We start from the raw sequence: 21,162 nt of genomic DNA, 5'->3' as shown, positions 1-21,162 counted from the left end.
CGGGGGAAGGGCGGAGAACACCGATGAGCATCGAATTCCTCACTCCTGAGGCTGACGAGTTGTCCCCCCGCATCGCCGTGATCGGCGTGGGCGGGGCGGGCGGCAACGCGATCGCGAACATGATGCGCGCCGAGGTCCAGGGGGTGGATTTCCTGGTCGCGAATACCGACGCGCAGGCACTCAAACAGTCGAGCGCGTCGAGCAAGATCCAGTTGGGCGCCAAGATCACGCAGGGGCTCGGCGCGGGCTCGCGGCCCGAAATCGGGCGCGCGGCGGCCGAAGAGACGATCGAAGACGTCGTCAAGATGCTCGAAGGCTCGCACATGTGCTTCATCGCGGCGGGCATGGGCGGCGGCACCGGCACCGGTGCGGCGCCGGTGATCGCCAAGGCGGCGCGGGACATGGGCATCCTGACCGTCGGCGTCGTCACCAAGCCGTTTGCGTTCGAGGGCAATCGTCGCGCGAAATCGGCGGACGCGGGCATCGAGGAACTCCAGAAGTTCGTCGATACGCTGATCGTCATCCCTAACCAGAATCTGTTCCTGATCGCCAACGCGAACACGACCTTCAAGGAAGCGTTCCAGATGGCGGACGAGGTCCTCCAGCAGGGCGTTCGCGGGATCACCGATCTGATGGTCATGCCGGGGCTCATCAACCTCGATTTCGCCGACGTCCGCTCGGTGATGCAGGAGATGGGCAAGGCGATGATGGGCACCGGCGAAGCCGAAGGTGACGGTCGCGCGCTCGAAGCCGCGCAGAAGGCGATCGCCAACCCGCTGCTCGACGGCGTCAGCATGCAGGGCGCCAAGGGCGTGATCATCTCGATCACCGGTGGCGAGGACATGCGCCTGCTCGAGGTCGACGAAGCCGCGAACCATATCCGCGAACTGGTCGATCCCGATGCCAACATCATCTGGGGCTCGGCGTTCAATCCCGATCTCGACGGCAAGATCCGCGTCTCGGTCGTTGCGACCGGGATCGATGCCGACGCCGCGATCCAGCCACCCGCACAGGATAGCGCGCGCGTCTTTTCGTTCGCGACGTCCAAGAAGCCGGCGCCCGTGCCCGCGCCGGTGGCCGATACGGTCGTGGAAATGCCCGCGGCAGAAGCGATCGAGACGTCCGTCGTCGATGCGCAGCCGGCCGAAGAAGCGGCTGTCGCCGAAGCGGCGGTGCCTGTGTCGGACGTCGCGGTTGAGGCGCCGGTCGCCGACGCCGCTCCGGCGCAGGCGGACGATGACGAACTCGTGCTGGGCAGCGATACGATCGTGCCCGAACCGGCTGAAAGCATTCCCGATTCTGCGGTGCCGGCCGAACGCCCCAACCGCCGGCGCTGGCTGTCGGCCGGCTCGGCAGCAGGTGAGAGCGTGACGACGAGCGAGCATAGCCCGATCGTCGAGAAGGGCGGCGCGCCGACGCAGCCTACGCCCAAGGTCAAGCTCGGCGGCACGCTGTTCGAGCGGATGTCGAGCGTCAGCCGAGGCGCCCGCGACGACGAAGCTGCCGACGACAAGGATGCGCTCGATATTCCGCGCTTCCTTCACCGTCAGAACAACCAGTAACCGCGTCCGCGCCGGCCCATCGCCGGCGCGGCTCGCTTCGTCGCGGCGGCGGGCGGGGGTCAGTGCGTGTTCAGCATCGCCGCCGCCTAGCTGGGACCTCATGAAACTTTCGTCTTTCGTTTCCGGGATCGCCCTGCTGGCGGGAATGTCGGCAGCGATGGCCGCGCCCGCCGTCGCGCAGACGACACAGCCCGCGGACCGGACGGCGAGCGGGTTGGCGATGGTCGCGCCCCCGACTCCCGATGCCGACGAGCTTGCCGATCAGATGCGCACGCTCGCCAAGAATCCGAAAGATCTGGATGCGCTGATCCGCGCCGGAGAACTGACTCTGCTGCTAGGCGATCCGACGGCAGCGGCGGTGCTGTTTTCGCGCGCCGAGAAGATCGCACCTGGCAACCCCCGGATGAAGGCAGGCATGGCCGCGACATTGGTGCGGATGGAACGCCCCGGCGAGGCGCTGCGGTTGTTCGCCGAGGCCGAACGCGGCGGCTATGGTGTCGAGAAATTCGCGGCCGAACGCGGGCTCGCCTACGATCTGATCGGGGCACAGGCCTATGCGCAGCGCGACTATCGGGTTGCGCTGAACCAGGCCAGGGATGACGAGACCGTGCGGCGTTACGCGTTGTCGCTCGGTATTTCGGGAGACAAGGACACTGCGATCGCAGCGCTCGATCCGTTGCTGCGGCGGCAGGATCGCGCGGCGTGGCGCGACCGGGCGTTCATTCTGGCGATGAACGGCGATACCGATGAGGCGGAGAAGATCGCCAAGGTGATGATGCCGGGGCCGGCGTCCGAGGGGATGCGGCCTTTCTTCGCGCAGCTTGCCGGATTGTCGGCGGTGGATCGCGCCTTCGCGGTCCATTTCGGCGAAGTACGGTCGAGCCCGACTCGCCTGGCCGATGCGAAACTGGCGCCACCTTTGCCGCCGCTTGGAGGCGAGACGGCGCCAACACGATTGGCCGCCGCTGCACCGCCGCCCGTCCCGGTGCCACAACCGGTCCAACGTTCGGTGGCTGAAAAGCCTGAAAAATCGCAGTCCAAGCCGCTCCGGCCGGGCCGCACCGCGATGGCGGCGACCGCAACGCAGGCGCCGCCGGTTTCAACGCCCGCGGCGGCGCCCTTGAAGGCACCAGGCCCGAACGCGCTGTCGCCCGTGGCACCGCCCGTGGCTGCGTCTGTCCGCATGGCGGCGAACAGCCCGATCTCGGCCCTAACCCCGACGTCAGTCCCCGGGCCAACGTTGCCACCGTCACCGACGCCGACGCCTGTGACGCGCGCGAGCACGGCGCCCGTGACGCCGGTGATCGGCGGCGAGGATTCGATCCTGGCCCGGATCATCGCCAATATCAGCGTGCCGGCGAGCGAACTCGGTGTCGCGCCGATGCCGGGCCGGGCGCCGGCCGTATCGGCCGCCCCGGCAACGGGAGCGCCCGCCAACGACGCCGATGACGTCGCCAAGGCACAAATCGCGCTCGATGCCGCCGCCGCCAAAGCCGAGGCCGATCGTCTTGCCGCGATCAAGGTCGCTGCCGACCGCAAGGCCGAGCGCGCCGCAAAGGCGGAAGCCGACCGCAAGGCCGCAGCGAAGAAGGCGGCTGAAGACAAGATCGCGGCGGACAAGAAGGCGGCGGCGGATAAAGCCGCAGCGGCGGCGAAGCAGGCGGCCGAGGCGAAAAAGGCCAAGGCGGAGCCCGCGCGCTTCTGGGTTCAGGTCGCCGGTGGGGCCAATGTGTCGACGCTGGCACGCGCGTATGCCGGCGTGGTCGACAAGGCACCGGCTTTGCTCAAGGGCAAGCAGGGCTGGTGGACGCCGCTCAACGCCACCAACCGCGTGCTGACGGGGCCGTTCAAAACGCAGGCCGAGGCGCAGGCGTTCGTCAACAAGCTCGCGGGTGCGGGCGTCTCGGCCTTCTCGTTCACGAGCAAGGACGGGCAGAAAGTGACCAGATTGTCGGCTAAATGAACGTGCGACGCGCATGACCGGCACGCTCGCGCCCTGGGCCTCGCATCCCGATGCTAGTCGTGGTCGTCTCCATGAAGAACAAAAAGAGACCCGTGGCCCGCGCGACGCTTTCCAGCGCGATCGTGACCGGATCATCCATTCGATCAGTTTCCGTCGGTTGCGGCACAAGACGCAGGTGTTCCTTTCACCCGATGGCGATCATTTCCGCGTCCGGCTGACGCACAGCCTCGAAGTCGCGCAGATCGGGCGGACGATCTCGCGGGCGCTGGGACTCAACGAGGATCTGACCGAGGCACTGTGTCTGGCGCACGATATCGGCCATCCACCGTTCGGCCATGCCGGCGAGGATGCGTTGCAAGCGGCGATGGCGGGCGAGGGCGGGTTCGATCACAACGGGCATACGCTGCGCACGCTGATGGTGATCGAGCAGCCTTATCCGTTGTGGAACGGGCTCAATCTGACATGGGAGACGCTCGAAGGGCTCGCCAAGCACAACGGGCCGATTCGCACATCCGGCTGGGCGCTGGCCGAGGCCGATGCGTTGTTTCCGCTCGAGCTTTCGACTCATGCCTCGCTTGAGGCGCAGGTCGCTGCGATCGCCGACGACATCGCCTATGACAATCACGATATCGACGACGGGCTGCGCGCGGGGCTGCTGACGCTCGACCAATTGCTCGAGGTGCCGTTCGTCGCGCGCGGCTGGGCAAAGGTGCGTGCGCGGTATCCGCACGTCGCGGAAACGCGGTTGCTGCACGAACTGGTGCGTTCGCAGATCGGCGCGATGGTCAACGATCTGATCGAGGAGACCCGGCGACGGATCGCGGCATCGGGAGTCGAAACGGTGGCGGATGTCCGCGCGGCAGGCGCAACGCTCGCGTGCTTTTCGGATGCGATGCGCGATGAGGAGCGCGCGCTCAAGCGATTCATGTACGCCAACCTCTATCACCACCCGCGCCAACTCGCGGCTGCTGATGCCGCGCGGGTGATCGTCACCGGCCTGTTCGCGGCCTATCGCGATGATCCGTGCCGGATGGCGCCGGGCTGGCACGAGGAGATCGCGACCGACGAACCGTGGCGCAGCCGCCAGATCGCCGATTATATCGCGGGCATGACCGATCGTTATGCGATCGCGCGATATCGCGAAACATTGGGGGCGATCGCCTTACCCGACGGGTTCTGACCGCCGCCCGACGGGGTGACGGTAGCCCGCGACGATGCGGTGGGCTTTGCGCGTGGCGCGCGCATGGGGTAAGGCGCGCGCTTTCCTGACGCTGGATGGATCATGACCCTTTATACGCGCTTCGCCGCGCATCTCGATGCGGCGCTGGATTCGCTCGTCTCGCAGGGCATTTTGCCGGCGGGGCTGGAGCGCTGCGCGGTGACGGTGGAGCCGCCGCGCGATCCCGCCCACGGCGATCTCGCCACCAATGCGGCGATGGTGCTCGCCAAGCCGGCGGGCGCCAAACCGCGCGCGCTGGCCGAGCAACTTGCCGTCGAACTGGGCAAGCTCGACGAGGTCGCGGCGGTCGAGGTCGCGGGGCCGGGGTTCATCAATCTGAGGCTCACCGACGATACCTGGCGCGCCGAATTGTCGGCGATCCTCGATGCCGGCCCCGATTACGGCCGGATCACGAGCGCGGCGCCGATCACCGTCAACGTCGAATATGTCTCGGCCAACCCGACGGGGCCGATGCACATGGGGCATTGCCGCGGCGCGGTGGTGGGCGATGCGCTCGCCAATCTGCTCGCATTCGCCGGGCACAAGGTGATCCGCGAATATTATGTCAACGATGCCGGTGGGCAGGTCGATGTGCTCGCGCGCTCGGTGCACCTGCGCTATCGCGAGGCGCTGGGCGAGGATGTCGGCGCGATCCCCGAGGGCCTGTATCCGGGGGCTTATCTGATCCCTGTTGCGCAGGAACTGGCGCGCGAATTCGGCGACGCGTTCGTTGGCAAGCCCGAGGCCGAGTGGCTGCCGCTGTTCCGCACCCGCGCGGTCGCGGCGATGATGGCGATGATCCGTGCGGACCTCGCGTTGCTCGGCATCCACCATGACGTCTTCGCGTCCGAGGCCGAATTGCAGGCGGCGGGCAAGCCCGAGGCGGCCGAAGCCGATCTGCGCGCGCGCGATCTGGTCTATGACGGCAGGCTCGAAGCACCCAAGGGCGAGACGCCCGAGGATTGGGAACCCGTCGAATTGCCCCTGTTCCGGTCGACCCGTTTTGGCGACGATCAGGATCGGCCGATCAAGAAGTCGAACGGGCAATGGACCTATTTCGGCGCCGACCTCGCTTACCATTATCAGAAGGCCGAAAGCGCCGACGCGCTGATCGACATCTGGGGCGCCGACCATGCCGGCACCGTCAAGCGTATCCAGGCGGCTGTGCAGGCACTGACCGAAGGGCGGACGCGGTTCGACGTCAAACTGGTCCAGATGGTGCGGTTGCTGCGCGGCGGCGAGCCGGTGAAAATGTCCAAGCGGGCCGGTAATTTCGTGACGCTTGCTGATGTCGTGCGCGAGGTCGGCAAGGATGTCGTCCGCTTTACGATGCTGACACGCAAGGCCGATGCGCAGATGGATTTCGACTTCGCCAAGGTGGTCGAAGCGTCGAAGGACAACCCGGTTTTCTACGTCAATTATGCGCACGCCCGGATCGCATCGCTGCATCGGCGCGCGGATGAGGCCGGAATCGCGTGCCCGAGCGCCGATCTGTCCCATCTCGATACGCAGGAACTCGCGCTAGTGAAGTTTGCGGCGCAGTTTCCACGCGTTGTGGAGACCGCCGCGGTGGCGCGCGAGCCGCACAGAATAGCGTTTTATCTCTATGACTTGTCGGCGATGTTCCATGCTATGTGGAATGTCGGCAACGATGCCCCCGAACGGCGCTTTTTGATTGCCGACGATGCCGCGCTGACGTGCGCGCGTCTTTTCTTGGCCGATGCGGTTGGACAGATTATCAGGAATGGCCTCGCCATCATGGGGGTCGAGGCGGTTCGGGAGATGAGTTGATGGCCAGTAATGGCGACCTGACCGACGACGATCGGCTGCCCTGGCTGGAAACGGTCGACGAGGAATATGAAGAGGGGCCGTCGGTGCTGCGTATCGCGGCGCTGGTCATCCTCGGGCTCGCGCTGATCGCGGGCGTGGTTTACGCGGTCTATTGGGTTCAGAACCGGCCGTCGGGGGCTTCGGGCAACGGCAGCCTGATCCGCGCGCAGGAAGGCGATTACAAGGTCAAGCCCGAACAGCCCGGCGGGATGAAGATCGATGGCGAAAATTCGCAGGCGCTGGCGACCAGCGAGGGCGCCAATCCCGGCGGCGGCGCGATCGATCTCAGCGCGGTGCCCGAGGCGCCTGTGACCGCGACGGCCGGCACGCCAAGCAAGACGGTGCCCGTGGCGCGCGACGGCAAGGCGCTGGCGGTGCCCAAATCGGGCGGAACGTTGCAGGCCAAGGCACCGGTAACGGCGCCTAAGGCGGCGGCGGGCGGCGGCGGCGGAAGCGCGCTCGTCCAACTCGGCTCGTTCCCCACCGAGGGGCAGGCCAAGACCGCGTGGACGCGCGTCTCGAAGCGTTTTGCCTATGTCGCGTCGCTCGGCCAGTCGATCGAGAAGGCCAGCGTCAACGGCAACACCGTCTATCGCCTGCGCGTCAATGCCGGGAGCGCCGATCAGGCCAAATCGGTCTGCGGCAAGCTCAAGGTCGCGGGCGAGGCTTGTTTCGTTCCCAGCGAATAGTTAGCCAACGGGGATGAAACCCGTCATTTTCGGCCTTTCGGGGCCGAGCCTTACCGCCGACGAACGCGCCTTCTTTCGCGAGGCGGCGCCCGCCGGGTATATATTGTTCAAGCGCAACGTCGAGAATCGTGCCCAGTTGCGCGCGCTGACCGACGCGCTGCGCGCGCTGGCGGGACGCGACGATCTCGCGATCCTGATCGACCAGGAAGGCGGCCGTGTCGCGCGGATGCAGCCGCCCGAATGGCCGGCGTTTCCGGCCGGCCCGGCTTTCGACAAGCTCTACGATATCGCCCCGGTTTCGGGCATCGAGGCGGCGCGGGCCAATGCGCGCGCCATCGCGCTGACGCTGGCCGAGGTGGGGATCACGGTCGATTGTCTGCCGCTGCTCGATGTCGCGCACCCCGATACCACCGAGGCGATCGCCTGCCGCGCGCTGGGCCATGAGCCGATGCGCGTCGCCGCGATGGGGCGCGCGACGCTGGAGGGGCTGCGCGACGGCGGCGTGGTCGGGGTCGTCAAACATATGCCTGGCCACGGGCGCGCGCGCGTCGACAGCCATTACGATCTGCCGGTGGTCGAGGCGAGCGAAGAGGAACTGGAGATCGACCTCGCGCCGTTCCGCAGCCTTGCCTGGGCACCGATGGCGATGACCAGCCACATTATCTACAAAACGTGGGATGCCGAGCGCCCGGCGACATTGAGCCCGATCGTGATCGACGAGGTGATCCGCGGACGGATCGGTTTCGACGGCCTGCTGATGACCGACGATATCGACATGAAGGCCTTGAGCGGCAGCGCGGGCGACAAGGCCGCCGCGGCGATCGCTGCGGGATGCGATGTCGTGCTCGATTGCTGGGCGCGGATGGACGAGATGGTCGAGATCGCCGAGCGGCTGGGCGAGATGCCCGATCGATCGCGCGCGCGGCTCGACGCGGCGATGCACGGCGCGGGGACGCGGCGCGGGGATGGAGTCGATGACCTCGAGGCGCTGATCGCGCAGCGCGACGCCCTGCTGGCGCTCGCCTGAGGGGCGCGAAGTTGACAAAGTTTACAGTCGCGAAGGGGTAGCGCCGACGGCGGCGGATCGCTGCGGTGGAGGGGATCGGCGATGTCAAAGAACGGCATCACCCTGCCATGAACACGGGCTTGTAGGACAGCGGAAAAGGCACGCAGCCGCACAGCGGCGGGACGGAAACGAAGCGCTTCTGTCTCACGACGGTCTGTTCTACCATCGCGGCGATGGATGAGGACATTCTGACGATCGACGTGGACGGATGGGAGGGACCGCTCGACCTGCTGCTCGCACTGGCGCGGGCGCAGAAGGTCGATCTGCGGCAGATTTCGATCCTCGATCTCGTCCAGCAATATCTCGATTTCGTCGAGCAGGCGAAGCAGCTTCGGCTCGAACTCGCCGCGGACTATCTGGTGATGGCGGCGTGGCTCGCCTTCCTCAAATCGGCGCTGCTGCTGCCGCGCGACCCCGAGCAGGAGCCGAGCCCCGAGGAACTCGCGCTCCGGCTGCAATTGCGGCTCGAACGGCTCCAGGCGATGCGCGAGGCGGGCGCGCGGCTGATGGCGCATGACCGGATGGGGCGCGATGTGTTCACGCGCCCCGCGCCCGAGGGGCTGCGCACCGTGCGCAAATCGGTGTGGCAGGCCGAGATCTACGATCTGATCGCGGCCTATGGCCGGGTGAGCGCGCGCACGCGGCCGGTGATGCATATCGTCGCCGAACGCCAGGTGATGACGCTGGAGGCGGCGATCGAGCGTGTGTCGCGGCTGGTGGGCCAGCGGATCGAGTGGACGACGATCGAAAGTTTCCTGCCCGATGAGGCCACCGGGCCGCTGCGCAAATCGGCGCTGGCATCGAGCTTTCTCGCGGCGCTCGAACTCGCGCGGCGCGGCAAGGTCGAACTGCGCCAGCAGCGGGCGTTTGCACCGCTCTATCTGCGGCGGCCCGCATGAATCCGCCCGATGACAATGTTCGCGCGGTCGAGGCGGTGCTGTTCGCCGCCGAAGCGCCGCTGACGGTCGAGGCGATCCGTGCCCATGTCGGCGAGGGTATGGATGTGCGCGCGGCGCTGGCGACGCTCGAAGCCGATTATGCCGGGCGCGGCATCGAACTGGTCCGGCGCGGCGAGCGCTGGCACTTCCAGACCGCGGGCGACATGGCGCACGTGCTGCGGCGTGATCGGGAGGAGGCGCGCAAGCTCTCGCGGGCGGGGATCGAGACGCTGGCGATCATCGCCTATCACGAGCCGGTGACGCGCGCCGATATCGAATCGATTCGCGGCGTCCAGATATCCAAAGGCACACTCGACGTGCTGATGGAGGCGGGCTGGGTTCGCCCGGCGGGACGGCGCGATGTGCCCGGACGCCCGCTGACCTACGCGACGACGCCGGAATTCCTGAGCCAATTCGGGCTGGTAAGCCGGCGTGACCTGCCGGGAATCGACGATTTACGTGCGGCAGGCTTGCTTGATCCGGTCGATATTGCTTTTGAGCTGGCCGAGGTGGCGCCGGACGACGATGCTCACTAGATAGAGGCGGCGTTTAGGAGACGAATCATGGGTAGTTTTAGCCCGATCCATCTGCTGGTACTCGCCGTGGTGGCGATTTTGCTGCTGGGTGGGGGCCGCTTTTCGAGCCTGATGGGCGATGTTGCCAAGGGCGTGAAGAATTTCAAGAAGGGTATGGCCGAGGACGATGACGACAAGCGGAGCGGTCGTGACCGTATCGCGACCAAGAAAACCGCTGAGCCTGCTGCCGATTCAGCGTTCGATCGTGACGGCGACAAGGTTCACGAGGATCGTTGATCCCTTCCGCCTGTGCGCCGCCCGGCGCCCAGGCTAGTCAGGCTCGTTGAATGTTCGACATCGCGCCCACCGAATTGCTGTTGGTCGCGTTCATCGCGATCATCGTGATCGGTCCCAAGGATTTGCCAAAGGCGATGCGTTTCGTCGGCCATTGGGTCGGGCGAGCGCGTGGTGTTGCGCGCCAGTTCCGCTCCGGTTTCGATGCGATGGTCCGCGAGGCCGAGCTCGAGGAAATGGAGAAGCGCTGGAAGGAAGAGAATGAGCGCATCATGCGGGAGCATCCGTCGGACGATGCGCCGGCGTTGCCTGCGCCCGACGATGCGGCGGCTGCCGGAGACAGCGCTGCGGACGACGCCGTGGCGTCGGGTGAGGCCCCGGCGACCGGAAGCGCGTCGTCCAGCGAGGATGGAGCGCCGGTGATGGTGGAAAAGCCCGTGCTCGATCCCGCTTATGGCGACGTGCCCGGAACCTCCGACGACGACGACAACAAGGCCAGGCCGTGAACGACGACGAACTGCAGGACACGCGGGCGCCGTTGCTCGATCATCTGATCGAGCTGCGGCGGCGCTTGCTCTATTGCATCGCCGCTCTGGTGCTGACGTTCGGTGTCTGTTTCTACTTTTCCGAACAGATTTTCGGCTTCCTGCTCCAGCCGCTGCTCAAGGCCGGGCAGGCCAAGGTTATCTACACGCAGATTTTCGAGGCGTTCTTCGTCCAGGTGAAGGTTGCGTTCTTCGCCGCGATGATGCTGTCGTTCCCGATCATCGCCAACCAATTGTGGCAATTCGTGGCGCCGGGGCTGTACCGTAAGGAAAAGCGCGCGCTGCTGCCATTCCTGCTCGCCACCCCGGTGCTGTTCATCGCGGGCGCGGCACTCGCTTATTTCATCGCGGTGCCGATCGCGCTCCATTTTCTGCTGAGCTTTCAGGGCGATGTCGGCGGCGTCGAACGCGAGGCGCTGCCCGCGATCGGCAATTACCTCTCGTTCATCATGCAATTCCTGTTCGGGTTCGGCCTGTCGTTCCTGCTGCCGGTGTTGCTGATGCTGCTCGAACGCGCGGGGATCGTGACCCGCAAGCAATTGGTGAGCGCACGCCGCTATGCGATCGTCGGCGCGTTCGCGATCGCCGCGGTGCTGACCCCACCCGACGTCGGGTCGCAGCTATTGCTCGCGATTCCCTTATGCGGGCTGTACGAACTCGGGCTGATCGGGATCTGGTTGACCGAACGGCGCCGTCGCCGCGACGAGGAAGCAGAGGAAGCAGAGGCCTGACATCGACGCGGCTGGCCTGAACTCGCCCTCGCCCGGCGATGCAGGGCGAGGGCGGTGCCCGGTAGAGCAAAAGCGAAAGCGCGCCTATTTGGCGTCGTTGGCGGTGCCGGCGACGGTATCGCCAGCCGAAGACACGTCCTTGCCCATGCCCTCAACGGTGTTGCACGCACTGACCATGAATATCGTGGTCAACAATGCGACCCCAACAATTTTACGCATATCCGTCTCTCCTGACCGTAAGGGCGGCGGCGCCCTCTGGGAGAAACAGCGCGGCAACCGGTGAATCGTTCCCTCATGCGACCCGAATTGTCGGTCAAGCGGTCGGTGGCGATGTTATGAGGGGGCAGAATTTGGGCCCGAACACACTACCGGGGGGGGGGGATGGTGTGTGTTCGGGCCCATTGTCTTGGATAGCGAGAGCGGGGGGGCATTTAGTCACTATCCGAAGTGCAGAACGTCCGCCCGCACCCACGGTTCCCGTCGATTGCAAATTTTTATGCGTGCCACCGCGGGGCGATCAATCACGGCCAATGATGGCGATCGAGATTTCGAATGCGCCCGATAATTCTTCATGATGAAGCTGTGATCGCAACTGGCGCGACAGGCCTTCGAGCACGCGGCCATAGCGCTCGTCGAGCGCCTCTTGCAGCGCGGCGCAGGCGATCAGCCCGGGCGAGCTGAGGCGCAGGATCGCGCGGTCGTCGGCTGCGTCGGCGCGCGCCGAAATGCGGATTTGGGCATCGGGGATGCACAGCATCGCCAGCTCGACGATCTCGGTGATGATGAAGGCGACCGCGATCGCGACATCCTGATTGATCAGGAACGGTTCGACATCGAGCACGATTCCCATCCGCGCCGATTCGTCCGGGGCGGTCGCGCGGATGTTCGAGGCCAGCTCGCCGATCACCGCGCGCAGGCTGAGTCCGCGATTCTCTTCCATCTCGGCGAAATGGTTGCGATGGACCACCGCGAGCGCATCGACACGACGCTGGATCGACGCATAAGCGGTGACGACCTCTGCCGATCGTGCGCCGCGCGCGTGGAAATTGATCAGGCTGGCAATGATCTGGAGGTTGTTCTTGACGCGGTGATGTACCTCGCGCGTCAATCTGGTCTGGCGGACCAGCCCTTCGGCGAGATCGGCTTCGTGCAGCGCGACGGTGCGGCTGATGGTGCGGAAGGTGTCGCCGAGTTCACGGATTTCCTGCGAGGGGATCGAGCGGATCTCGCCCATGTCGATTTCCTCGCCGGGCCGATAGGCCGAGACGTTCGCACGCAACCGGCGCAGCGGATAGACCATCAGCCGGTCGACGACGAGCCAGGTGATCCCGGCGGCGGCGAGCCACATCACGATCGGCAGCAGCATCGCGATCAGCAGCGGCGACGAGATCGGCGCATTGCGCACCGACATTTCGAGGAACAGCTCGCCGATGCCGATCGATGCCCGCATCCGCTCGCGTCGATCGAGCGGACCGTGATCGGCAAGCGCCTGAAGGTTGAGCCGGTCGTCGTCGTGCTGAAGATCGGCCGCATAAGGTGGCGTGAACCCCGTCGGCCGGCCGATCGATGCCAGCATGCCGGTCGGGAAGAAGGCGCTCGCGGTCGTGACCCCGCTGGTGCCCGCCATCGACAAGACGATGCCGCGTGCCGGGAAGATGCGCGCCGAGATCGGCCCGGCCGCCGCAGGGGCGTCGAGCGCAAGCTCCTTGCCGAGATCGCTGCCGCACAGCACCCGTCCCAGCCGATCGGCGATCATGAACCGTCCGCCAGCGGCGAGCTGCTGGGCGAAAACGCCTTGTGCGCGGGCGCAACTGGGTGCGTCGCGCGCATCGATATCGAGCGCATTGAGCGCGACCCGCAATGCGGTCATGTCGCCGATCAGTTCGATGCCGAGCGCGCGCGAGCTTTCCGCGATCGCGACGCGCAATTGCGCGCGCGCCTCTTCATCGGCGGTACGGTTGGTCTGGAGCGTGGCGACGACGGCGATCAGGGCCAGCGGCAGCAGCGCAGCACTGAGGATCAGGAAGAGCTTGGCGCCGGTGGGCATTCTGGCGAGACGCGATGCGACGGCGCGGCGCTCGCGCCCGTCTCTGGAGGTGCGCATCGGCTCTGGGGTTATCCCAGCTTGTGCAGCAGGTCGAGCATCTCGGAGGGGACATCCTCTTCCACGGTGCGCCGATAGACCGAACGCAACGCGGCGCCCATGTCCTGCTTTTTTGTCTGCACCTTGGCTCGCAATCCCGGCTTGCCCGGTTTTCCTTTCGGCGCGCTACGGTCCGAACCCAACGTCATCCCCCTCAGGCTGCCGGCCCGGCGCCGGCCAGTGATCAATGTCAATCATGACGAACATAACGAACACAGGGCCGTCATGGTATGCACGCGGAGAACCATTGAAACCAAAAACCGTCTCGTTGGTTCCCGATCCGGCGCAAGTTTCGTAACCCAATCACCAACCGTGCGTCGAAACCGATTGCAATGGGGGAAGCTCACTCCCACAACAACAGTGTTTTTGCTAGGAGATTCCGCAGATCATGTCGCTTGGACAGCAACTCGCACCGCATCTCCCTTTCGTGCGGCGTTACGCCCGGGCACTCACGGGCAGCCAGAGCCATGGTGACAAATATGTCCGTGCCACGCTCGAAGCCATCGTCGCTGCCCCCGATCAATTTCCGCGCGATGTCGATCCGCGGCTCGGGCTCTATCGTACCTTCCAGGCGATCTGGGGGTCGGCCAACGGCGACGATGCGGTGGCCGACGATAGCGGCAGTGCCGAGGAAGCGGCGGAAGCCGTGGCGCGTGCCCGGCTGGCGCGGATGACGCCGCTTTCGCGGCAAGCGCTGCTGCTGACCGCGATGGAGGGCTTCACGCCCGAGGATACCGGCTATCTGATCGACGTCGCGCCCGACGAGGTGGAAAATCTGGTGGGCGAGGCGCTGGCCGAGATCGAAAAGCAGACCCGCGCGCGCGTGCTGATCATCGAGGACGAGCCGATCATCGCGATGGACATCGAAACGATCGTCCGCGACCTCGGCCACGACGTCACCGGCGTCGCGGTAACGCGCGACGAAGCGGTCGCGCTGGCGATGGGGGATCGGCCGGGGCTGGTGCTCGCCGATATCCAGCTTGCCGACGACAGTTCGGGGATCGACGCGGTCAAGGACATCCTGAGCGAATTTTCGGTGCCGGTGATCTTCATCACCGCCTTTCCCGAGCGCCTGCTCACCGGCGAACGGCCCGAGCCGACCTTCCTCATCACCAAGCCGTTCCAGCGTTCGACCGTCAAGGCGGCGATCAGCCAGGCACTGTTCTTCGATCAGGCGACGGTGCCCGCCGAATGACCGCGCGCTACCGATACGGAGCTTAAACGAGTTTCGGGCGTTGATCGGGGATGGCTGACCAAAATGACCCCATCCATCTCGATGGCGAGCAGGCCCGCGCGGGGGCCACGCCGCACGTAACGCGATACGTTCTCGGTATCTCGCTGGTGCTGCTGATTGCGATCTACGCCTGGATCGTGCTCGCCTGATCGCGCATCCCGCCTGGCACACGCCGCTGGCATTCGCTGCGGTATCATCCTACCCTTATCGCCGGATCACCGGCGGCGCGCTGCAACGAACGGACCTAGATGACTGATTCCGACAAGCGTGAGTCGATACAGGGGGAGGGCGAACATGTCGCGCTGTCCGATCCCGAGTTCAAGGACCAGCTTGCGTTGGTGATCCCGCATCTGCGGGCCTTCGGGCGGTCGCTGTCGGGCAATCGCGACGTTGCCGACGATCTGGTGCAGGAAACGCTGATGAAGGCGTGGGCGGCGCGCAAGCGTTTTCAGGCCGGCACCAATATGCGCGCCTGGACCTTCATCATCCTGCGCAACCTCTATCTCTCGCAGATGCGCCGGGCGCGCTTCAAGGGCGAGTGGGACGATCTCGTCGCCGATCGCATCCTTGCCGCGCCCGCGAGCCAGGATCGGCATGTCGAACTCGGCGACATGCAGCGCGCGCTGATGCATCTGCCCCAGCCGCAGCGCGAGGCGCTGATCCTCGTCGGCGCGGGCGGTTTCGCTTATGAAGAGGCGGCCGAAATCTGCGGGGTCGCGGTCGGCACGATCAAAAGCCGGGTAGCGCGCGGGCGCGTGGCGCTCGAAACGATCATGACCGAAGGCACGCTGTCGTCACGCCGCGATTATGAGAATGTGGGCGGCAAGAGTGCGCTCGATACGATCATGGGTGAAGTCGACGATCTCAGCCGCGACCGCGGTTGAAGCGCCGCGGGAAAGCGTGGTCAGGCGAGATGGTGCTGTCCGCTGCGGCAATCGAGCGATTGCAGTAACGCCTTCATATCGGGAGGGAGCGCTCCCATTTCGTCGCCGAACGCATTGCGCAACGCTTGGCCGACTCCATCGCCGGCACGCGGCCGCTGCACGGCATCGCCGCGCGACGCAATTGTCTTGCCGGGAAGGGGGCGCATCTTGTTCATGTCTGCGTAAACGGCCGATACGGCGGTTTGTTTCTTAGTTTTTGTCGGAAATCGGCCAGATGAACACGGAGTGTGGCATGAACGCATCGGGATCGATCGTCGGGGCGGTCGCGCGGGCGCGTGCCGATGCACCGTTTTTGTCGATGCTGCTCGATCGCGAACCCGTGCTCGCGGCGCAACTCGGCGAGGGCGGCTGGCCGGGGCTCGCCGCCTGGCGGGTCGAGGCGGACGACCTTTCGGTCGGCACGCGGTTGCGGATCGCGCGGCGTCGCCTCGCGCTGCTGGTCGCGATCGGCGATCTGGCGGGGATACTCGATCTCACGCAGGTGACCGGGGCACTGACGGCCTTTGCCGATCAAGCGCTCGATCTGGCGATCCGTACCGCGATCGTCGAGCGAACCCCCGATGCCGAGCCGGTGGGCTTCACCGCGATCGCGCTCGGCAAACAGGGGAGCCACGAGCTCAATTATTCGTCGGACATCGATCCGATCCTGTTGTTCGACCCCGAAACGCTGCCGCACCGCGCGCGCGAGGAACCGGGCGAGGCGGCCGTACGGATCGCGCGGCGCGTGATCGAATTGCTCCAGGCGCGCGATAGCGACGGTTATGTGCTGCGCGTCGATCTGCGGCTGCGGCCATCGCCTGAGGCGACGCCGATCGCGCTGCCGATCGACGCGGCGCTCGGTTATTACGAATCGCAGGCGCTGGCATGGGAACGCGCCGCGTTCATCCGCGCGCGTGCCTGCGCCGGCGATCGCGTGCTGGGGGAGCGTTTTCTCGATGGCGTGCGGCCGTTTGTGTGGCGCCGCGCGCTCGATTTCGGGGCGATCGGCGAGATCATGTCGATCTCGCGCCGGATTCGCGATCACCATGCGCAGGGCCAGGCCTTCGGGTCTGGTTTCGACCTCAAGCGCGGGCGCGGCGGAATCCGCGAGTGCGAATTCTTCGCCCAGATCCACCAGTTGATCCACGGCGGCCGCGATCCGGCGCTGCGCGTGCCCGCGACGCGCGATGCGCTGGCCGCGCTCGCCGCAGCCGATCGGATCGATGCCGATCAGGCGCAGATGCTGATCGATTCCTACACCGCGTTCCGCACGATCGAGCACCGCGTCCAGATGATCGACGATCGCCAGACGCACAGCCTGCCCACCGGCGAGGCGCTGGATCGCGTCGCGCGGCTGCACGGGTTGGGCACGGGTGACGCGTTGCTCGATCTGTTGCGCCCGCATGTCGAGGCGACCGCGCGCACCTATGATACGCTCGAGGCCGACGACACGCGGATGGTGCCGCGCGACCCGGAGCGCGTCGCCGAGCGGCTCGGCGCGCTGGGCTATCGCGACCCGCCCGAGGCGACGGCGCGGATCGAGCGCTGGCGCGCGGGCACCTATCCGGCGCTGCGCAGCCCGGCGGCGCGGCAAGCGCTTGAGGATGTGCTGGGCGGGCTGATCGAGGCACTGGGCGAGGCGCCCGATGCCAATGCCGCGCTGGCCCGGCTCGATACGATCCTGTCGCGGCTGTCGAGCGCGATCAATTTCTTCCGGCTGCTCGAAGCCCAGCCCGCGCTGGCGCGGCTGTTGGGGGCGATTCTGTCCCACGCGCCGCCGCTTGCCGAGACGCTGGGGCGCCGCCCGGAATTGTTCGACGGGCTGCTCGATGCCTCGGCGCTCGATCCGCTGCCCGATGTGCCGACGCTGGTCGCCGAGATGACCGCGCGCGAGACGGGGGACGATTACCAGCAATTGCTCGACCGCATCCGCCGGGTGGTCGGCGAACGCCGCTTCGCGCTCGGCACGCAGATCGTGGCGGGGGTGAGCGATCCGATCGAGGTGTCGGCGGGCTATGCGCGCGTAGCCGAGGCGGCGATCGAGGTCGGTGCGGCGGCCACGGTCGCCGAATTCGTCGCGCGCCACGGCCATGTGCCCGATAGCGAACTCGTGATCCTCGCGCTCGGGCGGCTTGGCGGCGCGGCGCTGACGCACGCATCGGATCTCGATCTGATCTATGTCTTCACCGGCGATTATGCCGCCGAATCCGATGGCGAGAAGCCGCTCGGCGCGGTGCATTATTACAACCGGCTGGCGCAGCGTATCTCGGGGGCGCTATCGGTGCCGACCGCGGCGGGGCCGCTCTATGAGATCGATACGCGGCTGCGGCCGTCGGGCAATCAGGGGCCGCTGACCGTCTCGCTCGACGGCTTCGCGCGTTACCAGCGCGAAAGCGCGTGGACGTGGGAGCATATGGCGCTGACGCGAATGCGGCCGGTGTTCGGATCGGCGGCGGCGCGGGCGGCGGTGATGGCGGTGGTGGCCGACGTGCTCGGCGGCGATCGGCCGTCGCGCGACATCGCCGCCGAGGCGGCGACGATGCGCAACGAGATGGCCGCGCACAAGCAGCCATTGGGGCCGCTCGACGCCAAATTGCTACCCGGCGGGCTGGTCGATCTCGAATTCGCGGTCCATGTCGAGCAACTCGTCCATCGCACCGGGTTCGATCCGCATCTCGGGGACGCGATCGATGCGCTGGCCGCGGCCGGGTTGATGCCGCCCGCGATGCGCATTGCGCACGATTTCCTCACCCGGCTGCTGGTGACGACGCGGCTGCTATCACCCGACGCGCAACCCCCGGCACCGGCCACGCAGGCATTGATCGCGCGCACGATGCGGCTCGACACCTGGGACGAGGTGGTTGCGACGCTGGAGACGACGCGGCAGGAGGTGCGTTCCTGTTGGCAATCGATCATTGGAGAAGCCTGATGGCGATCGAACCCGGTGCGGGCATCCCCGACGTGACACTGACGATGCCCGATGGCGGGCCGGTCAGGTTGCGCAATTTCGTCGGGGCACCCTTGGTCCTCTATTTCTATCCCAAGGACGATACCAGCGGCTGCACGCGCGAGGCGCAGGAATTCAGCGCGCGGCTCGACGCCTTCAAGGAGGCGGGCGCGGTGGTTCTGGGCGTATCGAAGGATAAGCCGGCAAAGCACCAGAAATTCATCGCAAAATATGATTTGACGGTGCCGCTGGCGTCCGATGAGGAGGGCGTCGCCCTCGCCGCGTTCGGGACGTGGATCGAAAAGTCGATGTACGGCCGCATTTATATGGGAATCGACCGCTCGACCTTTCTGTTCGATGCCGAAGGCGTGCTGGTGCGCGCATGGCGCAAGGTGCGCGTGCCCGGCCATGTCGAGGACGTGCTCGAGGCGGTCCGCGCGCTCGGGCGATGACCAGTTCCATTGCGCACGCCGCGCGTGCGGTGCTGCTGACGGCCGATCCCGCGGCGAAGGTGCGGCTGGCGCGTGCGACGGCACGGGCGTGGCGTCGGGGGCTCCTCCCGCACGATTTCGACGCGGCGATGCCCGATGTGCCGGCGCGGCCCGCCACACCCGAGCTGCTGCCGCCCAACCGGATGCCCAAGCGCGGCCGCGGTGGCTCCGTGCGGGGGCGGATCGCGTTCCTCCACGCGCTGGCGCATATCGAATTCGTCGCGATCGATCTCGCGTTCGACATGGCGGGGCGGTTCGGCGCCGAATTTCCGCGCGGCTTCGTCGATGACTGGATCGATGTCGGCGCCGACGAGGCGATGCATTTCGCGCTGCTCGATCGGCGGCTGAGGGTGCTGGGGAGCCATTACGGTGCGCTGCCCGCGCATGATGGCTTGTGGGAAGCGGCGCGCGACACCGCGCACGATGCGCTGGCGCGGCTGGCGGTGGTGCCGATGGTGCTCGAAGCGCGCGGGCTCGATGTGACGCCGGCCGCCATCGAGCGCTTTCAGGCAGCGGGCGATATCCCCAGCGCGCGCATTCTCGACCGGATCGTGCGCGATGAAATCCGGCATGTCGCGGCGGGGACGAGATGGTTCGAATCGGGGTGCGCGACGTATCGATTCGCCCCCGAAAAACATTGGCAGATGCTAGTCTCACAATATTTTCGTGGGGCCGTTAAGCCGCCGTTCAACGACTCAGCGCGTGGTGCAGCCGGTCTAACGCGGGATTATTACGAGCCCCTTGCCGATTTATAATACTTACGGGCAGTACTCTGCGTCGTTCACGGCAGGGCGGGGAACCGGTCGGAACACGAGGGAGCGGGTGCATCTCACCGCAGCCGCAACAACGGTCGCCGGGGAATAATGAACACGATTTCGACTACGTCCAACGCGGACTGGCGCGCCAGGTTCCGGACTTTCTTCACGACACGCGATTTCATCCTGCACGATGGGCGCGATTTGCGCCGGTTCAGCATCGGCGGCAAGACCCAGGCGGCGCTCGCCACGGTACTCGCGGTGACGCTGAGCTTTTCGGCTTATGGAGTCGCACAGGCGGGGATGTTTGCCGCCAGCGCTGCCGGGCTGGCCGATTCGACCTCGCCCGAAGCGCAGGTCGAGGCGATGCAGGCGAAGCTCGAGAAGATGAAGGCCGATGTCGCGGCGGTGAAGAGCGCGGCCCAGGCCCATGTCACCAAGGTCGAGCAGCGCCAGGAATGGATCGCGGCGGTGCTCGCGGGCCGATCGACCCCCGAGGAGATCGAAGCCGCGATGACCGGCAACGAGGAACTGGCAGCGCTTACCCCCGAATTGCGCGCCTCGCTCGGCCGCGTCGAGCAGCGCCAGGCCGCGCTCGCCGCACAGGCCGAGAAAGTGGCGGAACTCCGTTACAAGACGACCGCCGCGAAGCTGCGCAAGCTCGGCATCGATCCGCGCCGCTTTGCGGTGAAGGGCGACGCGATGGGTGGCCCCTATGAGCCCGTCGACGGCCGTGCCGCGAGTGCCGAGGCGCGCAGCGATGCGCAGTTCCGTTCGCTGTTCATGACCTGGAAGAAGCTCGATTCGCTTGAAAATGGCGTGATCGCGATTCCGTCGGTCCACCCCGTCAGCGCCGCCGACCTGCGCTTTTCGAGCTATTACGGCGTTCGCAGCGATCCGTTCCGCGGCAGCGCGGCGATGCACGCGGGCGTCGATATTCCCGGCCCCACGGGCACCCCGATCTACGCCACCGCCGACGGCATCGTCGAGCGCGCGGGGCGCGCGGGGGGATATGGCAATCTGGTCGAGATCGATCACGGCAAGGGGATCGAGACGCGCTACGGCCATCTCTCGAAGATCCTCGTCAAGCCCAACCAGCGCGTCAAGCGCGGGCAGGTCGTCGCGCTGATGGGCTCGACCGGGCGTTCGACGGGCAGCCATCTGCATTATGAGGTGCGCATCGACGGCCGCGCGGTCAACCCGATGCCATTCCTCCAGACCGCCGATTATCTGACCGCGCTTCAGGACAAGTCGCTCCATGCGATTCCGGCGGTGGCGGGCGGAGTCGAGATCGAGGATTGACGCCCCCTGCGGTGG

General features: G+C 66.4%; 22 protein-coding genes. 18 read left to right on the top strand and 4 right to left on the bottom strand.

Annotated features, from left to right (window positions below):
• Nucleotides 1-23 precede the first annotated feature (23 nt).
• The 11 genes from ftsZ to tatC all read left to right on the top strand — a co-directional run bounded on the left by ftsZ (nt 24) and on the right by tatC (nt 11,352).
• Nucleotides 24-1,562 (top strand): cell division protein FtsZ, encoded by a 1,539-nt coding sequence (ftsZ, locus tag NFE57_RS06935; protein WP_252134854.1) that lies wholly within the window; start codon nt 24-26, stop codon nt 1,560-1,562.
• Nucleotides 1,563-1,662: 100 nt separating this feature from the next.
• Nucleotides 1,663-3,525 (top strand): SPOR domain-containing protein, encoded by a 1,863-nt coding sequence (locus NFE57_RS06930; protein WP_252134853.1) that lies wholly within the window; start codon nt 1,663-1,665, stop codon nt 3,523-3,525.
• 13 nt (nt 3,526-3,538) lie between these two features.
• Entirely contained in the window at nt 3,539-4,705 is a 1,167-nt protein-coding gene (locus tag NFE57_RS06925; RefSeq protein WP_252134852.1) for a deoxyguanosinetriphosphate triphosphohydrolase, read from the top strand.
• 102 nt (nt 4,706-4,807) lie between these two features.
• A complete protein-coding gene (gene argS, locus NFE57_RS06920; protein ID WP_252134851.1) occupies nt 4,808-6,535 on the top strand; it encodes an arginine--tRNA ligase in 1,728 nt (575 codons plus the stop codon).
• Nucleotides 6,535-7,263, top strand: a complete 729-nt coding sequence (locus tag NFE57_RS06915; RefSeq protein ID WP_252134850.1) for an SPOR domain-containing protein — start codon at nt 6,535-6,537, stop codon at nt 7,261-7,263. Before argS ends, NFE57_RS06915 begins: the two co-directional genes overlap by 1 nt.
• 13 nt (nt 7,264-7,276) lie before the next feature.
• Nucleotides 7,277-8,290, top strand: a complete 1,014-nt coding sequence (gene nagZ, locus NFE57_RS06910) for a beta-N-acetylhexosaminidase (protein WP_252134849.1) — start codon at nt 7,277-7,279, stop codon at nt 8,288-8,290.
• 212 nt (nt 8,291-8,502) lie between these two features.
• Nucleotides 8,503-9,228: a segregation and condensation protein A gene (locus NFE57_RS06905; RefSeq protein ID WP_252134848.1), complete on the top strand. Its 726-nt coding sequence runs from the start codon at nt 8,503-8,505 to the stop codon at nt 9,226-9,228.
• Nucleotides 9,225-9,803: an SMC-Scp complex subunit ScpB gene (gene scpB / locus NFE57_RS06900; RefSeq protein WP_252134847.1), complete on the top strand. Its 579-nt coding sequence runs from the start codon at nt 9,225-9,227 to the stop codon at nt 9,801-9,803. The genes NFE57_RS06905 and scpB overlap by 4 nt, the downstream gene beginning before the upstream one ends.
• Before the next feature lie 27 nt (nt 9,804-9,830).
• The gene (locus tag NFE57_RS06895; RefSeq protein WP_252134846.1) at nt 9,831-10,079 is read left to right on the top strand and encodes a twin-arginine translocase TatA/TatE family subunit; all 249 of its coding nucleotides are present in this window, start codon (nt 9,831-9,833) and stop codon (nt 10,077-10,079) included.
• Nucleotides 10,080-10,129: 50 nt separating this feature from the next.
• Nucleotides 10,130-10,582, top strand: coding sequence for a Sec-independent protein translocase protein TatB (gene tatB, locus NFE57_RS06890; RefSeq protein WP_252134845.1), 453 nt, complete (start codon nt 10,130-10,132; stop codon nt 10,580-10,582).
• Nucleotides 10,579-11,352 (top strand): twin-arginine translocase subunit TatC, encoded by a 774-nt coding sequence (gene tatC / locus NFE57_RS06885; RefSeq protein WP_252134844.1) that lies wholly within the window; start codon nt 10,579-10,581, stop codon nt 11,350-11,352. Before tatB ends, tatC begins: the two co-directional genes overlap by 4 nt.
• An 84-nt stretch (nt 11,353-11,436) precedes the next feature.
• On the opposite strand, the gene NFE57_RS06880 is transcribed toward tatC, so the two are convergent.
• From NFE57_RS06880 to NFE57_RS06870, 3 genes are all read right to left on the bottom strand, one after another.
• The gene (locus NFE57_RS06880; RefSeq protein WP_252134843.1) at nt 11,437-11,571 is read right to left on the bottom strand and encodes an entericidin A/B family lipoprotein; all 135 of its coding nucleotides are present in this window, start codon (nt 11,569-11,571) and stop codon (nt 11,437-11,439) included.
• A gap of 298 nt (nt 11,572-11,869) precedes the next feature.
• A complete protein-coding gene (locus tag NFE57_RS06875) occupies nt 11,870-13,456 on the bottom strand; it encodes a sensor histidine kinase (RefSeq protein ID WP_252134842.1) in 1,587 nt (528 codons plus the stop codon).
• Nucleotides 13,457-13,467: 11 nt separating this feature from the next.
• Nucleotides 13,468-13,638, bottom strand: a complete 171-nt coding sequence (locus NFE57_RS06870; protein ID WP_252134841.1) for a NepR family anti-sigma factor — start codon at nt 13,636-13,638, stop codon at nt 13,468-13,470.
• 245 nt (nt 13,639-13,883) lie between these two features.
• Here NFE57_RS06870 and NFE57_RS06865 point away from each other — a divergent pair, with 245 nt between their 5' ends.
• The 3 genes from NFE57_RS06865 to NFE57_RS06855 all read left to right on the top strand — a co-directional run bounded on the left by NFE57_RS06865 (nt 13,884) and on the right by NFE57_RS06855 (nt 15,613).
• Nucleotides 13,884-14,690 carry a response regulator gene (locus NFE57_RS06865; RefSeq protein WP_252134840.1) on the top strand — a complete coding sequence of 269 codons (807 nt, stop codon included), beginning with the start codon at nt 13,884-13,886 and terminating at the stop codon, nt 14,688-14,690.
• A gap of 50 nt (nt 14,691-14,740) precedes the next feature.
• The gene (locus tag NFE57_RS06860; protein ID WP_252134839.1) at nt 14,741-14,878 is read left to right on the top strand and encodes a hypothetical protein; all 138 of its coding nucleotides are present in this window, start codon (nt 14,741-14,743) and stop codon (nt 14,876-14,878) included.
• A 99-nt stretch (nt 14,879-14,977) separates the two neighbouring features.
• Nucleotides 14,978-15,613 (top strand): sigma-70 family RNA polymerase sigma factor, encoded by a 636-nt coding sequence (locus tag NFE57_RS06855; protein ID WP_252134838.1) that lies wholly within the window; start codon nt 14,978-14,980, stop codon nt 15,611-15,613.
• A gap of 20 nt (nt 15,614-15,633) precedes the next feature.
• On the opposite strand, the gene NFE57_RS06850 is transcribed toward NFE57_RS06855, so the two are convergent.
• The gene (locus NFE57_RS06850; protein WP_252134837.1) at nt 15,634-15,819 is read right to left on the bottom strand and encodes a hypothetical protein; all 186 of its coding nucleotides are present in this window, start codon (nt 15,817-15,819) and stop codon (nt 15,634-15,636) included.
• 86 nt (nt 15,820-15,905) lie between these two features.
• On the opposite strand from NFE57_RS06850, the gene NFE57_RS06845 reads away from it, so the two are divergent.
• The 4 genes from NFE57_RS06845 to NFE57_RS06830 all read left to right on the top strand — a co-directional run bounded on the left by NFE57_RS06845 (nt 15,906) and on the right by NFE57_RS06830 (nt 21,147).
• Entirely contained in the window at nt 15,906-18,581 is a 2,676-nt protein-coding gene (locus NFE57_RS06845) for a bifunctional [glutamine synthetase] adenylyltransferase/[glutamine synthetase]-adenylyl-L-tyrosine phosphorylase (RefSeq protein ID WP_252134836.1), read from the top strand.
• Nucleotides 18,581-19,051, top strand: coding sequence for a peroxiredoxin (locus tag NFE57_RS06840; protein WP_252134835.1), 471 nt, complete (start codon nt 18,581-18,583; stop codon nt 19,049-19,051). The genes NFE57_RS06845 and NFE57_RS06840 overlap by 1 nt, the downstream gene beginning before the upstream one ends.
• Nucleotides 19,048-19,845 carry a ferritin-like domain-containing protein gene (locus tag NFE57_RS06835; RefSeq protein WP_252134834.1) on the top strand — a complete coding sequence of 266 codons (798 nt, stop codon included), beginning with the start codon at nt 19,048-19,050 and terminating at the stop codon, nt 19,843-19,845. Before NFE57_RS06840 ends, NFE57_RS06835 begins: the two co-directional genes overlap by 4 nt.
• A 108-nt stretch (nt 19,846-19,953) precedes the next feature.
• On the top strand, nt 19,954-21,147 hold the full coding sequence (locus NFE57_RS06830; RefSeq protein WP_252134833.1) for a M23 family metallopeptidase: 1,194 nt from the start codon (nt 19,954-19,956) through the stop codon (nt 21,145-21,147).
• The last annotated feature ends 15 nt before the right edge of the window (nt 21,148-21,162 follow it).

The sequence above is a fragment of the Hephaestia sp. MAHUQ-44 genome, assembly GCF_023806085.1.
In the GTDB taxonomy this organism is placed as follows: domain Bacteria; phylum Pseudomonadota; class Alphaproteobacteria; order Sphingomonadales; family Sphingomonadaceae; genus Sphingomonas.
This window is presented reverse-complemented; position numbering and strand designations above follow the sequence as displayed.

Excerpts from the sequence above, each read along its gene's own strand:
- NFE57_RS06865 (WP_252134840.1), top strand. The coding sequence starts at position 13,884 with ATGTCGCTTGGACAGCAACTCGCACCGCATCTCCCTTTCGTGCGGCGT.
- scpB (WP_252134847.1), top strand. The coding sequence starts at position 9,225 with ATGAATCCGCCCGATGACAATGTTCGCGCGGTCGAGGCGGTGCTGTTC.
- tatB (WP_252134845.1), top strand. The coding sequence starts at position 10,130 with ATGTTCGACATCGCGCCCACCGAATTGCTGTTGGTCGCGTTCATCGCG.
- NFE57_RS06850 (WP_252134837.1), bottom strand. The coding sequence starts at position 15,819 with ATGCGCCCCCTTCCCGGCAAGACAATTGCGTCGCGCGGCGATGCCGTG.
- NFE57_RS06905 (WP_252134848.1), top strand. The coding sequence starts at position 8,503 with ATGGATGAGGACATTCTGACGATCGACGTGGACGGATGGGAGGGACCG.
- NFE57_RS06840 (WP_252134835.1), top strand. The coding sequence starts at position 18,581 with ATGGCGATCGAACCCGGTGCGGGCATCCCCGACGTGACACTGACGATG.
- NFE57_RS06895 (WP_252134846.1), top strand. The coding sequence starts at position 9,831 with ATGGGTAGTTTTAGCCCGATCCATCTGCTGGTACTCGCCGTGGTGGCG.
- NFE57_RS06915 (WP_252134850.1), top strand. The coding sequence starts at position 6,535 with ATGGCCAGTAATGGCGACCTGACCGACGACGATCGGCTGCCCTGGCTG.
- NFE57_RS06830 (WP_252134833.1), top strand. The coding sequence starts at position 19,954 with ATGAACACGATTTCGACTACGTCCAACGCGGACTGGCGCGCCAGGTTC.
- NFE57_RS06880 (WP_252134843.1), bottom strand. The coding sequence starts at position 11,571 with ATGCGTAAAATTGTTGGGGTCGCATTGTTGACCACGATATTCATGGTC.
- NFE57_RS06930 (WP_252134853.1), top strand. The coding sequence starts at position 1,663 with ATGAAACTTTCGTCTTTCGTTTCCGGGATCGCCCTGCTGGCGGGAATG.
- NFE57_RS06860 (WP_252134839.1), top strand. The coding sequence starts at position 14,741 with ATGGCTGACCAAAATGACCCCATCCATCTCGATGGCGAGCAGGCCCGC.
- NFE57_RS06835 (WP_252134834.1), top strand. The coding sequence starts at position 19,048 with ATGACCAGTTCCATTGCGCACGCCGCGCGTGCGGTGCTGCTGACGGCC.
- ftsZ (WP_252134854.1), top strand. The coding sequence starts at position 24 with ATGAGCATCGAATTCCTCACTCCTGAGGCTGACGAGTTGTCCCCCCGC.
- NFE57_RS06845 (WP_252134836.1), top strand. The coding sequence starts at position 15,906 with ATGAACGCATCGGGATCGATCGTCGGGGCGGTCGCGCGGGCGCGTGCC.
- nagZ (WP_252134849.1), top strand. The coding sequence starts at position 7,277 with ATGAAACCCGTCATTTTCGGCCTTTCGGGGCCGAGCCTTACCGCCGAC.
- NFE57_RS06925 (WP_252134852.1), top strand. The coding sequence starts at position 3,539 with ATGACCGGCACGCTCGCGCCCTGGGCCTCGCATCCCGATGCTAGTCGT.
- NFE57_RS06855 (WP_252134838.1), top strand. The coding sequence starts at position 14,978 with ATGACTGATTCCGACAAGCGTGAGTCGATACAGGGGGAGGGCGAACAT.
- NFE57_RS06875 (WP_252134842.1), bottom strand. The coding sequence starts at position 13,456 with ATGCGCACCTCCAGAGACGGGCGCGAGCGCCGCGCCGTCGCATCGCGT.
- argS (WP_252134851.1), top strand. The coding sequence starts at position 4,808 with ATGACCCTTTATACGCGCTTCGCCGCGCATCTCGATGCGGCGCTGGAT.